This is a genomic window from Micromonospora sp. DT231, from assembly GCF_049847025.1.
In the GTDB taxonomy this organism is placed as follows: Bacteria; Actinomycetota; Actinomycetes; order Mycobacteriales; family Micromonosporaceae; genus Micromonospora.
Genome location: NZ_JBNCNO010000001.1, coordinates 706,346 through 719,382 on the forward strand (window position 1 = coordinate 706,346; position 13,037 = coordinate 719,382).

General features: G+C 70.4%; 10 protein-coding genes. All 10 read left to right on the forward strand.

Annotated elements, in window-relative coordinates:
* Positions 1-51 precede the first annotated feature (51 nt).
* Positions 52-441, forward strand: coding sequence for a winged helix-turn-helix transcriptional regulator (locus tag ACPXBU_RS03110; RefSeq protein ID WP_393373124.1), 390 nt, complete (start codon positions 52-54; stop codon positions 439-441).
* Positions 438-965: a GNAT family N-acetyltransferase gene (locus tag ACPXBU_RS03115; RefSeq protein ID WP_425756231.1), complete on the forward strand. Its 528-nt coding sequence runs from the start codon at positions 438-440 to the stop codon at positions 963-965. The genes ACPXBU_RS03110 and ACPXBU_RS03115 overlap by 4 nt, the downstream gene beginning before the upstream one ends.
* Before the next feature lie 110 nt (positions 966-1,075).
* On the forward strand, positions 1,076-2,752 hold the full coding sequence (locus tag ACPXBU_RS03120; protein WP_425756233.1) for a S1 family peptidase: 1,677 nt from the start codon (positions 1,076-1,078) through the stop codon (positions 2,750-2,752).
* Positions 2,749-5,022 (forward strand): tetratricopeptide repeat protein, encoded by a 2,274-nt coding sequence (locus ACPXBU_RS03125; protein WP_425756235.1) that lies wholly within the window; start codon positions 2,749-2,751, stop codon positions 5,020-5,022. The genes ACPXBU_RS03120 and ACPXBU_RS03125 overlap by 4 nt, the downstream gene beginning before the upstream one ends.
* 30 nt (positions 5,023-5,052) lie before the next feature.
* Entirely contained in the window at positions 5,053-6,477 is a 1,425-nt protein-coding gene (locus tag ACPXBU_RS03130) for a VWA domain-containing protein (protein ID WP_425756237.1), read from the forward strand.
* Positions 6,474-7,667: a hypothetical protein gene (locus ACPXBU_RS03135; RefSeq protein ID WP_425756239.1), complete on the forward strand. Its 1,194-nt coding sequence runs from the start codon at positions 6,474-6,476 to the stop codon at positions 7,665-7,667. The genes ACPXBU_RS03130 and ACPXBU_RS03135 overlap by 4 nt, the downstream gene beginning before the upstream one ends.
* A 2-nt stretch (positions 7,668-7,669) precedes the next feature.
* Positions 7,670-9,112: an ABC transporter substrate-binding protein gene (locus ACPXBU_RS03140; protein ID WP_425756241.1), complete on the forward strand. Its 1,443-nt coding sequence runs from the start codon at positions 7,670-7,672 to the stop codon at positions 9,110-9,112.
* Positions 9,113-9,128: 16 nt separating this feature from the next.
* Positions 9,129-9,452 carry a CU044_2847 family protein gene (locus ACPXBU_RS03145; protein WP_393373145.1) on the forward strand — a complete coding sequence of 108 codons (324 nt, stop codon included), beginning with the start codon at positions 9,129-9,131 and terminating at the stop codon, positions 9,450-9,452.
* Between the two features lie 67 nt (positions 9,453-9,519).
* Entirely contained in the window at positions 9,520-11,673 is a 2,154-nt protein-coding gene (locus ACPXBU_RS03150) for a glycogen debranching N-terminal domain-containing protein (protein ID WP_425756244.1), read from the forward strand.
* A gap of 54 nt (positions 11,674-11,727) precedes the next feature.
* A complete protein-coding gene (locus ACPXBU_RS03155; protein ID WP_393373150.1) occupies positions 11,728-13,029 on the forward strand; it encodes an NAD(P)/FAD-dependent oxidoreductase in 1,302 nt (433 codons plus the stop codon).
* Positions 13,030-13,037: the final 8 nt, after the last annotated feature.

Sequence of the window (13,037 nt, forward strand, 5' to 3'; positions counted from 1 at the left end):
TCTACGAGATACTGGTTACTACAAGGAAACTGGGATGGATGGGGGCATACCATGACGGAACTGGATCCCGAGATGTTCGATCCGATGTGCCCCTCCGGTGCCCTGCCGTTCCAGATCGGTGACAAGTGGACCGGGATGGTCGTGCTCTGTCTGCAGGGCGGGCGGCGTCGCTTCACGGAGATCCGGGTGCCGCTTCGGGGCGTCACACCCAAGGTGCTGACGCAGACCCTGCGAGCGATGGAACGCGACGGGCTGGTGGTGCGGACCGCGTACCCGGAAAATCCGCCGCGCGTCGAGTACGAGCTCACCGAGCTGGGGCGCACGCTGTTGACCCTGATCGAGGCGGCGCGCACCTGGAGCAAGGAGCACCTACCCGCCCTGCTCAGGGCTCGGGAGGAGTGGACACGATCGGCACCGGTCGGTCAGGGTGGTCGGCCGTGAGATACCTGCGTACCAGTGGTCCCGCCGCGATCCGGCGGCCCCGGCCCACCGACGCCGACGAGTTCGTCGCCGCCACCCGGCGCAGTCGGGACCTGCACCACCCGTGGTTGGTTGCGCCGGCCAGCCCGGAGGAGTACGACCGTTACCTGCGGCGCATCCGCCGCCGGGACAGTGCCGGCTACCTGATCTGTGACCGGGCCAGCGGTGCGATCGCAGGCTACGTGAACATCAGCGGGATCGTGCTGGGTGCCCTGCGTGGTGGTTACCTGGGATACGCGGCGTTCCAGCCGTACAGCGGGACCGGGCACGCCTCGGCGGGCGTCGCGCTGGTGATCGACCACGCGTTCCACACGGTCGGCCTGCACCGGTTGGAGGCGAACATCCAACCGGGCAACGAACCGTCCCGCCGGGTGGCCCGCAAGCTCGGTTTCCGGTTGGAGGGCTTCTCCCCGGACTACCTGTTCGTCGACGGCGCCTGGCGCGACCACGAGCGCTGGGCGATCACCGCGCCGAGCGTGTCCTGACGGCTGCCGCCCGCTCGCGCGGCAGAATAGTCCGGGCAAGAGCCGCAAACCGGGATGTACGCAACGACGGGGGTCAACGGATGTGATCCGGTTCCATTACCCTCAGCGAAGTGGCGGTCAGTCCTGGTAACGAGCCATGGCTGGTTCGCGTCCGCAGGACCGACGGCGTGGTGCGAGGCGCCGGGTTGGCGTTGGATGCTCGTCACGTCCTGACCTGCGCCCACGTCGTCAGCAAGGGCGGCGAGAGCAGGTCATCCAGCAGTGAGCCCTCCGGGGAGGTCCTTGTCGACCTCCTCGGCCAGCCGGGCAGCCGGACGGTGTCGGCCCGGGTCGTGCCCGGCTGCTGGTGGCCACCCACCCCCGACGAACGAGACGACATCGCGTTGCTCGAGCTAGCCGAGCCGATGTCGCAAGGCCCGTTCGCGCCGCTGCGCCGCACGGTGACCGTGGACCGCCGCGTCTTCATGTACGGCTTCCCGGCAACAGTCGTGCACGGCGTACGCGTCGAGGCGAAACTCAAGGGCCGGTCCGGGGCGGGGTGGGAACGGATCCAGATGGTCTCCGCGGCGACCGAGCTCCGGGTCAGCCGCGGCTTCAGCGGCACGGCGGTGGTCGACGCGCAGACCGGGCACGTCGTCGGGATGGTGGTCAGCACGTACGAGGTTGACGACCGCGAGGGCGACGTGGTCGGCGGTGCCGACCAGGGCAGCGGCCTGTCGTGGATGATCCCGGTCGAGACGATCCTGAACCGCCTCCCGTGGCTTCGTGACCGGGTGCCCGGCGAGTCCTCGGTCGACCCGAGCTTCCGGTCCTCCGACGGCACTCTGGCAAACCCGCGGGTCCTTCGTCAGATCGCGAACTTCTTCGGTCGCCTCTCGCCCGACAACGTGCTGGTCATCATCAACCAGCACCACGATTCCGACATCGCCGAGGCGGTGCGTCAGGCCGCCGTGCTCTCCAGCCGTGAGCTTCGATCATCGGTCGACTCGGATCACCTCTCGGACGCTCCGCCGATCGGCAGCATCGACCTCGCGGTGGACGCGACGGACCGGAGCACGGCAGAGGTCTCCCAGCGGATCGCCGACTGGGCCGACGGCGCCGACGCCGCGACCACGCCGCCGGAGGGCGACCGGGCCGTCGAGTCGACGCCTCGCTCGATGATCATCAACAACATCGACGAGGCCACCGACCCGGAGACGCTGCTGTCCGACGTGGTGCTGCCCCTGGTCGACCAGGCGTCGACACGGGATCTGCGGATGCTGCTGACCTTCCGAGGCGAGTCCATCCGGTTGCGTACCACGCTGCTGGCTCGTCGTGTCGCCAGCCTCCAGGCCAGCGAGGAGGCCGCCCGGCGGGCATACCGCAGGGCAGCCGCCATGGTCGCCGACGTGCCCCGGCTCCAGCCGATGGCGACCGAGCTGCGCATCCAGCTGACCAAGCTGCGCGCCGCCGCTGCCACCACCGACAGCGCCGTCCTGGCCAACCTGCTCGCCTCTTCCGAGCGCGCCACCGATCGGGCGCTGGCCGAGGCCGAGTCGGTCCGGCGGGAGATCGTGGCCCGGGAGGATCTCTGGTCGGAGCTGCGCGGCCGGCTGGGCGCCTATCGCGCGATGGCCGTGCAGCACGGCTTCGCCGAGGATCCCGCGCTCGGCACGTCGTACCGGGGCGGACACGACCTGCTCATGGCCGCGCCGTGCGATCTGGCAACCGCCGAGGCGGCGGTCCGCGAATACACCGAGGCGGTTTCATACCGAGTTGGCGGCCAACGCGGCGGGGGTGGGTCGTGACACCGTGCAACTGGCCAGGCTGCACCGGCACTGTCGACGAAACCGGGTTCTGTGACGTCTGCGGCCTGGCACCGCTGCCCGCCGGCACCGCCACGCCGGCCGCCGCGCCGTCCCGGTCGACCGGTCGCGACATCTGGACGGTGGCAAGCATCGTCCCCCTGCCGGTGCTGACCTTCTCGCCCGACGGGGCGACGACCGCACCACTGCGGGTGCCCGAGGAGTTCCGCTTCTGCCCCAAGGGTCACCCGGTCGGTCGGAGCCGGGGCGGACGACCCGGTCGGGACAGCGGGTTCTGCCCCTACTGCCCGACCCCGACGCCGTTCAACTTCCGTCCTGGCCTGCGCGCCAACGATGTCGTCGCCGACCGCTACAAGGTGGTCCGCTGTGTGGCCCGGGGCGGGCAGGGGTGGGTCTACCTCGCCCACGACACCCACAACGACCACGTCGACGTCGCGCTCAAGGGTGTGCTGCACGCCGCCGACGAGGCCTCCCTCAAGGCCGCCGTCGAGGAACGACGGTTCCTCAACGCGCTGGACCACCCGAACATCGTGCGGAGCATCGACTTCGCCACCCACGACGACCCGGTCGCCGGCCCCACCGGTTACATCGTGATGGACTACCTCGACGGCATGTCGCTGCGCAGGTTGCAGGTCGCCGCGAAGGACCCCCGACAGCCGGATGTCTCGCTGCCGATCGACCACATCCTCGCCTACGGTCACGAGATCCTCGCCGCACTCGACTACCTGCACCGGCGCGGGCTGCTCTACACCGACATGAAGCCCGACAACGTGATGCGCACCGCCGACCGGATCAAGGTGATCGACCTGGGCGGGGTCCGCAAGGCCGACAGCGGCACCGAGGGGATCGTCCACTCCGTCGACTTCTCGGTCAGCCGGACCGAGTTCCAGACCCGAGGGCCGACCGAGCGCTCCGACCTGTTCGCCGTCGGTCGTACGTTGGAGGAGTTGTACCGGTCCCGCACGCCCGGCCCGGATACTCCCGGCGCGGCCCCGGACGCCCTCGGCATCGAGTCGTTCCGCCGGCTCGTCGCCCGGGCGGTCCGTCCCGACTGGGACCGGCGGTTCGCCTCCGCCACCGAGATGTCCGAGCAACTCCTCGGGGTGTTGCGGGAGATCCTGGCGGGTCAACCGGACCGGCGTCAGCCCGAGCCGATCTCGCTCTTCCAACCCTCCGCCCGGCTGCTGGACGCGGGGCTCGGGCTGGTCCTGCCACTGCGTGTCTGGATCGACGCGGGCGACAGCACCCTGCTGGACGACGGTCTACCCGCCTCCGTCGATGTGGCGTTCGGCCTGGCGGTGCCCCGACCCGACCCGGACGACCCGGCTGTGGACGTGCTGCGCACGGTCGACGCGTCGGACCCGCAGGCGCTGCTGCGTGAGCTGGCCATTGTCGAGCAGACGTCGGTGGAGATCGAGTTGAGCAGGTGTCGGGCGCACCTCGCGCTGGCCGATCTCGACTCGGCCACCGCGGCGCTGGGTAGCGCCGAGACGATGACCGGCACCCGAGGCGACGTCGACTGGCGGATCGCCTGGCACCGCGGGCTGCTCGCGCTCGCCGCCGACCGGATCGACGAGGCGGGGCAGCAGTTCGACGCGGTCTACAGTGACATCCCGGGTGAGGTCGCCCCGAAGCTCGCGCTCGGCTACTGCGCCGAGCGGGGCGGCGACCACGTGCGGGCGGCTCGCTACTACGCGGCCGTCTGGCAGCGAGATCCCTTCCAGGCCAGCGCGGCGTTCGGGCTGGCCCGGCTCCGCCTGGCGACGACCGACCGGGCCGGGGCGGTGGCGGTCCTCGACGAGGTGCCCGCGCTCTCCCGGCATCACGACGCCGCCCGGGTCGCCGCGGCGCGGGTGCTGTCGTCCCGGTTGCCCGGCGGTCCACCCACCGCCGGTGAGCTCAACCAGGCCATCCACCGGCTGGCCGCGCTGAATCTCGACGGCGAGGCACGCGACCGACTGATCACGGCGATTCGGGAAATGGCGCTCGACCTGGCCCGTTCCGGAGACGCCGCCGATCTGACCGGCGGCCCGGTGCTGGCCGCGCCGCCGACCGAACGCGCCATCCGCGAGTTGCTGGAGGGGTCCTACCGGGCCCTGGGCCAGCAGGCGCACCACGCCGAACTTCCCGACCCGGTGGTGGTGGCGCGCTCGGGCCGCTTCCGGCGGGCCGTTCGCGTCGACGCCCGGCGCGCTGCCCATGACCTGCTCGTCGACCGGGCGAACGCGGTCCGACCCCGCACCCGATGGTGACGATGCCGACCCGGAACGGAGCGTGAACCGGTGGAAAGCGCAGTCGAGTTCGACCTGGAAGTCAACCAGAACAAGTTTCTGCGCGTTGGCGGTCGGGAGCTGCACGCGGTCCTCTCGGTCACCGGGCGGGGCCTCGCGGCTGAGGACGACACACCAGCCCGGTCGGATCCGTCGCGGCTGGTCGAGGTGCTGGTGATCGACTGCTCCGGGTCGATGGCGGACCCACCGACCAAGATGGCCGCGGCCCAGCACGCCGCCTCCGCGGCCATCAACGTCCTGCCGGATGGTGTCCGGTTCGCGGTGATCCAGGGGACCCACGAGGCCGCGCTGGTCTACCCGCCGACCCGGACGCTGGCGACCGCCTCGTCGGCAACCCGGAAAGAGGCCAGAGCGGCGGTCGCGCGCCTCGGCGCCAGCGGCGGGACGGCGATGGGCAGTTGGCTCGCGGCGGCACATGACCTGCTTCCGCCGTCATCGACGATCAACCACGTGCTGCTGCTCACCGACGGCATCAACGAGCACGAGACTGAGGACGCGTTGGAGCGCGTGCTGCGCAGCTGCGCCGGGCGGTTCGTCTGCGACCCCCGAGGCATCGGGGAGGGCTGGCACCCGCCGGACCTGCTCCGGATCGCCGCCGCGTTCAACGGCGCCGCCGAGGCGGTCCGGCGGCCGGCCGAGCTGGCAGCCAGCTTCCGGGAGTCCGTTCTCGCCGCGCTGACCAAGCTCCTGCCGGACGTACGGATCCGGGTGCGGACCATGCCGTACGCGCAGCTGGTCTTCTTCAAACAGACAAATCCCGTCATCCAGGATCTGACCGAGTACGCCGAGCGGGTCGACGAGCGGACGTGGGAGTTCGCCACTGGCTCGTGGGGTGTCGAACGCAGGGATTACCACCTCTGCCTGCGGGTCGAGGCACCCGACGACATTCTGGAGCGAGACCGGTTGGCCGCCCGGGTCGACCTCGTGGTCGACGGGGAGGTGCGGGCCACCTTCGCCAAGGTCCTCGTCAACTGGACGGTCGAGATGGCCAAGTCCTCCCGCATCGATCTCAGCGTCTCCCAGGTGACCGGCCAGGAGGACGTCCGGCAGGCCATCAACGCCGGCTGCGACGCGCTCGACCGCGGTGACCGGATCGAGGCACACGCGCAGTTGGCCCGAGCGGTGGCGTTGGCAACCGCGACACGGGACGAGGCCGCCCTGGAGCAACTGCGGCACCTGGTGGACATCGAGCCCAACGGCCTCGTCCGGCTCAGGGAAAACCTCAGCCAGACCGACATCAAGGTCAGCATCGTCGACTCGGTGCAGAACCCGTTGCAGCCACCGGTGCCACGGGTGCCGGCGGTCGCGGACAAGATCTGCGATGTCTGCCTGGAGACGTCGCCTGCCGGCTCGGAGAGCTGCGAAGCCTGCGGCCACCCATTCGGCGGAGGCCAGACGCCCGGAGTGCCGGTATGACGGCGGGTTCACGGACTCCGCCGCGGGTCAGCACCACCCGGCAGACCCTCGTGCGTCTGCGCGGGTGGCTGTTCGGGATCACCGCGCTCACCCTGGTGACAAGCCTGGCGGTCTTCCTCGGTGTCGCCAGCAACGCCGACGTCGCCGCGGAGCGGTCGGTGCCGGCGATCCTCGCCAGTTACAACGCACAGGACGCGCTGCGCAACGCGCACCTCGCGGCGGTGGGCAATCTCGGCCAGGGTGGCGTCGTCCTCGGTGGCCCCGGGGCGGACTACCAGCGCCAGATCGCCGCCGCCGGCCAATACCTCACCCTGTTGGCGGAGAACAACGCGGCCGGTGAGGGGGGCACCCAGGACATCCAGACCATCGAGGCGCTGCTGGTGACCTACACCGCGATCATCGGCCAGGCCGACGCGCGCTTCCGGGACGTCGACCTGAAGGCGCTCGGGGTGGCCGCGCTCCGGGACGCGGCGAGCCTGTTGAACGACATCCTCGTCCGGCTCGAGGATCTGCGGGGCAAGCAACTGCTCGCCCTGGACGACCAGGTGGACAACACCTGGACCAACAGGCTGACCGTGGCCGTCTGGGTGCTGCCGCTGGTCGCGCTCGTCGTGCTGTTGGTGCGGACACAGGTCTATCTGACCCGCCGCTTTCGCCGGACGGTGAACCTCCCGCTGCTGTTGGCCACGATCGCGGCGGTGGGGATGATGGCCCTCACCGCGTTGAGTCTCCTGTCGGCGGACAAATTGGACCAGGCCCGTACGGCGGTCCGTGGCGTTGACGGCAGCAGGCAGGGCCAGCTCGTCGACGTGGGATCCCTTGCCGCTTACGGCCTCGCGGAACAGGTGGAGTCGCAGTGTAGGAAGGCCTGCGCCGACACCCTTGCTGAGCTTCGCACCCCCTTCCCGTCTCCGTCCCTGTCCCTTTCCCTGTCCCTGTCTCCGTCACCGTCCCTTTCCCCGTCCCCCTCTCCGTCTCTGTCTCCGTCTTCGACGTCGGGTTCCGTCGCGAGGGACCCCGTCGTCGCGGACCGAGGCGAGGTCGCTGCCGACGACGCCATCACCGAGGATGCCGAGGGCGCGGCCAAGAGCTACGCCGGTGAACTCCTTTTGCCGGTGCTCGCGCTCGTCATCGCGGGGCTGGTCCTGTGGGGCTTCCAGCTCCGCCTGGCGGAATACCGAGAGCGGTGACCATGAAGCACAGCACACGGACGGCGTTGGCGATGGCCACGGTGCTGATCGCTGGTGTCGCGCTGAGCGGTTGCTCTGTCGAGCCGACTGAGGAACTGACGGTCTTCGCCTCGTGGGCTGGTGACGAGGAGGTTGCGTTCAAGGCGGTGCTGGAGGACTTCGAGAAGAGGTCCGGTATTCGAACTCGTTACCAGGGGCACCGCGACGTCAGCCAGGTGCTCCAGGTGGCGATCGAGCGAGGCCGCCCGCCCGACGTCGCGGTCCTGCCCCGCGTCAACGACCTGCAACGCTACGTCAACGCCGACCAGTTGGTGCCGCTGGAGGGCGCCGTCACGACCGATCCGGGCGCCGCTCCGCAACTGATCAAGCTCGCTCCGAAGAGCGGTCCGGCCGGCGCGCCCGACGGTGACGCGCTCCCCTACGCGGTCGCGATCGCCACAAGCCTGAAGAGCGTGATCTGGTACGACACGAAGCAGTTGGAGAAGGCCGGCCAGGGTCCGCCAACGACCTGGAACGAGCTGGTCGGCCTGAGCCAGCGCAAGATCGATGACGAGCAGGTGCGCTGGTGCCTCGGCATGAGTTCCCAGTCGGTCTCCGGTTGGCCGGGCACCGACTGGATCGAGGACATCCTGCTGCACCAGTCCGGCCCGACCTTCTACGAGCCGTGGACGCGTGGTGACCTCGCCTGGAACTCCCCGCAGGTCAAGGCCGCCTGGGAGACCTGGGGCTCCCTGTTGCGGGTCTCCGCGGAGGGGACGGCCCGCGCCAGCCTCTACACCACCTTCGAGACGGCGGCGAAGGGCCTGCTTCCGCGCCCGGAGGCGTCGGGGTCGTCCGCCTCCCCGCCGGCGGAGCCGGCGGCGTCCGACTCGCGGCGGTGTCACCTGGACCACCAGGGTTCCTTCGCGATCAGCAAATACCGGCCGAAGCCTTCCGCAAAGCCGAGCCCGACGGCTTCCGGTTCGCCGGCCCTGTCGTTGGCCTTCTTCCCGACACCGCCGATCGGGCCGACGGGCACCTCGGCGTTCAGCGAGGTTTCCGACGACGTCGCGGTGATGTTCGGGGACCCGAAGGACCCCGAGCGCGCCAAGGACTCCAAGGGCACCGAACGGGCCAGGAAGCTGATGAGCTACCTCGCCTCCACGCAGGCCCAGACGGAATGGCGTGAGCACACCGACGGCCTGGCCTTCAGCCGGCGCGGCGAAGCGCCCGCAGACCAGGACGGCGTCCTGGCGGCGGTCGCGCAGCGGCTGCGGACCGGCACTCTCTGCTGGGACGGGTCGGACCTGATGCCGGCGGCGATGGCTACGGCGTTCGAGCGGGCGGTCCTCGTCTACCTGGAAGCGCCGGAGCGCCTGGACAGCCTCCTGCTCGAACTCGAAAAGATCAGAACGACGGTGCCCAGGGCCGAGTGGCTGAATCTGATGTGCGTGCCGCCCGCGTGAGACAAGGACGTGAACGATGACGGAACTGCGCAGATTCGACCTCGACGGTGGCGGCTCGGTGGTGGTCGAGGTCGACGGTCGGGCCGGCGTGACGCCGGCCGGCAATGCCGGCAAGGTGGTGCGTGAGGCGCGGGCGACGTTCGACCGGGCGCTCTCCGAGGTCCGCGACGCCGCCTCCGCCGCGCTCGGCCAGTTCCAGTCGATGGCCCACCGCCCCGACGAAATCGAGATCACCTTCGGGGTGCAGTTGACCGCGGAGGCCGGCGCGGTGATCGCCCGGACCGGCGTTCAGGGCCAGCTCACGGTGACGGTGCGCTGGCAGCGGCCACCGACCGCGTAGGCCGGTCGGGACGTTTCACCCGGTCCGGGTGATGACGCTCAGTTCCCCCCTTCCTACCGTGGGTGTCATGGCTGCCGCTCGCGCGACCCCTGCCAACCCCTTCCCCGGCCCGGCCCTCGCGAATGCGGACAGCGCCGACCAGCGGGCCATCCCGCCCGAGCTGGGCACCGACTCCTTCGCAGTGCTCAGCGGGCCCACGTTCCTGTATTCCAACGGGTGCGGGAATGTGCCAATGGGCAGTATCGGGGGACTCGTCCACCTGGACACTCGCCTGATCAGTGGTTGGAGCCTGACCGTCAACGGCGGCGAGCTGCTGGTGCTGCGCGCCGAGACGATCGGCCACTATTCCGCGCAGTACGTGCTCACCAACTCGGAGTTGCCCGGGCTGCCGCCGAACTCGCTGGGCGTGCGGCGGCTGCGCTACGTCGGCGACGGATTTCACGAGCGGCTGGAGATGGTCTCCTTCCGACTGGAGCCGGTGCGGGTGGAGTTGCGGCTCGCCGTCGCCGCCGACTTCGCCGACCTGTTCGAGGTCAAGTCGAGGGTCCGGGACCGCTCCGACGAGATCACCCGTCAGCACGCCGCCGACGGGTCCGAGCTGTGCTTCTCCTATCAGCGCGGCGACTTCTCGGCGCAGACCCGGGTGTGTTGCGCGAAGCCGGCCGACCGGATCGAGGGCGACGACCTCATCTGGGAGCTGGAGCTGGGCCCCAGCGAGGAGTGGCAGGTCGACCTGCACGTGCCCCTGCCGCCCGGGATGGGGGTGGTCGAGCCGGTCCGGGGCGACATCGCCGACGTCATCCACGGCCGTGCCGACGATCCGCTGCGCCGGTGGCTTGACGACCGGGCGGTGCTGCGCAGCGACAGCGCGGCGTTGGAGCACACCGTGCGGCAGTCCCGTAACGACCTCTCCGCACTGCGGCTCGACCTGGAGGTCAAGGGTCAGCGGATCATGTTGCCCGGGGCAGGGCTGCCGTGGTTCCTCACCGTCTTCGGCCGGGACACGCTGATCACCGCCTACCAGACGCTTGTCGCCGGGCCCGCGCTGGCGAAGGGCGCGTTGCTCGCCCTGGCCCGGCTCCAGGGTGAGACGTGCGACGACTTCACCGACGAGGAGCCCGGCAAGATCCTGCACGAGGTGCGCAGCGGCGAGTTGACCCGCAGTGGCGAGAAACCGTTCGGGCCGTACTACGGCAGCGCCGACGCCACCCAACTCTGGCTGATCCTGCTCTCCGAGTACTGGCGTTGGACCGGTGACGACGAGACCGTCCGGCACCTGCGGGACAACGCGGTGGCCGCGTTGCGCTGGATCGACGAGTACGGCGACCGGGACGGCGACGGCTACGTCGAGTACGCCACCCGCTCGCCGGAAGGGCTGGGCAACCAGTGCTGGCGGGACTCCCCGGACGGCGTCTGTTTCGCCGACGGCCGGATCCCCGTGCTGCCGCTTGCCACCTGCGACCTGCAGGGCTACACCTACGACGCCAAACTGCGGCTGGCCGAGTTGTTCGACGGGCCGCTGGACAACCCCACGTTGGCGCGCCGGCTGCGCGACGAGGCCAACACCCTGCGCGAGCGCTTCAACCACGACTTCTGGATCGAGGAACGGGGCGGCTACTACGCGGTCGCCCTGGACGGCGACAAGAACCGGGTCGATTCCAAGACCTCCACCATGGGTCACCTGCTGTGGAGCGGAATCGTGCCGCCGGAGCGGGCCGAGGCGGTGGTGCGACAACTCATGTCGAGGGACATGTTCTCCGGTTGGGGCATCCGCACGCTGTCCCGGGAGGAAGCGCTCTACAACGCCCTCGGCTACCACCTGGGCACGGTCTGGCCGCACGACAACTCCCTCGCCGCGCTCGGCCTGGCCCGGTACGGCTTCCGAGCCGAGTCGAACCGCATCAGTCTGGCGATGATCGAGGCGGCCGAGCAGTTCGGTTACCGACTGCCGGAGGCGCTCAGCGGGTTCGACCGCGAGCGGCTGCTCTTCGCCGTGCCGTTCCCGACCGCGTGCAGCCCCCAGGCGTGGGCGGCCGGCACGCCGCTGGCCCTGATCCGCGCCATGCTCGGCATCAACCCGGTCAACGGCCGGTTGGTCCTCGACCCGGATGTCCCGGAGGAACTGGGCCGGATCACCGCCGAGCGGGTGCGGGCGTTCGGCCAACAGTGGGAGTTGGAGGCGATCGGTCGCAGCGGCCACGTCCGGCTCCAGCCGAGCTGAGCGCGGCTGGCGCGTCCGACGTTTGTCCCGGGCCTCGACGGGAAACGGCCCGCAATGACGAAACCTCGTGTGGTGATCGTGGGGGCCGGGTTCGCCGGTTACCACGCGGCGAAGACGTTGAGCCGGATCGCCCGGGACCGGGCCGAGATCGTGGTGCTGAATTCGACCGACTACTTCCTCTACCTCCCGTTGCTGCCCGAGGTGGCGGCCGGGGTGGTCGAGCCCAAACGGATCGCGGTGCCGCTGACCGGGACGCTCAAGGGCGTACGCGTGGTGATCGGCGAGGCCGACCACGTCGACCTGCAGAACCGCTGGGTCGGCTTCACCCAGGCGGAGGGGGAGAAGAACCGGCTGGCGTACGACCGGCTGATCCTCGCCGTGGGCAGCGTCAACAAGCTGCTGCCCATCCCCGGGGTGACCGAGTACGCGCACGGCTTCCGCGGCCTGCCCGAGGCCGTCTACCTGCATGATCACATCGTCCGGCAGCTCGAACTGGCCGAGCAGGCCGAGGACCCGGCCGAGCAGCAGGCCCGCTCCACGTTCGTGGTGGTCGGGGCGGGTTACACCGGCACCGAGGTCGCCGCGCACGGGCAGTTGTTCACCGACCGGCTGCACGCCCAGCGGCCTCGCCTCCCGGTCCGGCCGCGGTGGATGCTCCTGGACGTGGCACAGCGGGTGCTGCCCGAGATGGACGAGCGGATGTCGAACACCTCGCACCGGGTGCTCAACCGCCGTGGCGTGGACGTCCGGCTGGGCACGTCCGTGGCGGAGGCGACCTGCGACGGGGTGAAGCTCACCGACGGCGAGTACGTGCCGACCTGCACCCTGGTGTGGTGTGTGGGGGTGCGCCCCGACCCGTTCGTCAACGAGTTGGGCCTGCGCACCGACCGGGGTCGGCTGGTGGTCGACGAGTTCCTCAACGTCCCCGGCTACCCGGAGGTGTTCGCCTGCGGCGACGCCGCCGCGGTCCCCGACCTGGTGAACCCGGGAAAGATCTGCGGGATGACGGCGCAGCACGCGCAGCGGCAGGGCAAGCGCGCGGCGCACAACATCGCCGCGTCGTACGGGTTCGGCAAGCGCAAGCCGTACAAGCACCACGACCTGGGCTGGGTCGTCGACCTGGGGGGCAAGGACGCGGCGGCGAACCCGTTGCAGGTCAACCTGGCCGGGTTGCCGGCCAAGACGGTCACCCGGGCGTACCACCTGATGGCGATGCCGGGAAACCGCACGCGGGTCAGCGCCGACTGGGTGCTCGACGCCGCGTTGACCCGCTCGGCGGTGCAGTTGGGGCTGGTCCCGGCGAACGCGGTGCCGCTGGAGAGCACCACACCCGAGATCGCGTCCCGAGCCCGCTGAGCGGGCCG

Bases quoted from the DNA above. Each gene is read 5' to 3' on its own strand.
- ACPXBU_RS03110 (WP_393373124.1), top strand. From the start codon at position 52: ATGACGGAACTGGATCCCGAGATGTTCGATCCGATGTGCCCCTCCGGT.
- ACPXBU_RS03145 (WP_393373145.1), top strand. From the start codon at position 9,129: ATGACGGAACTGCGCAGATTCGACCTCGACGGTGGCGGCTCGGTGGTG.
- ACPXBU_RS03150 (WP_425756244.1), top strand. From the start codon at position 9,520: ATGGCTGCCGCTCGCGCGACCCCTGCCAACCCCTTCCCCGGCCCGGCC.
- ACPXBU_RS03155 (WP_393373150.1), top strand. From the start codon at position 11,728: ATGACGAAACCTCGTGTGGTGATCGTGGGGGCCGGGTTCGCCGGTTAC.
- ACPXBU_RS03140 (WP_425756241.1), top strand. From the start codon at position 7,670: ATGAAGCACAGCACACGGACGGCGTTGGCGATGGCCACGGTGCTGATC.
- ACPXBU_RS03135 (WP_425756239.1), top strand. From the start codon at position 6,474: ATGACGGCGGGTTCACGGACTCCGCCGCGGGTCAGCACCACCCGGCAG.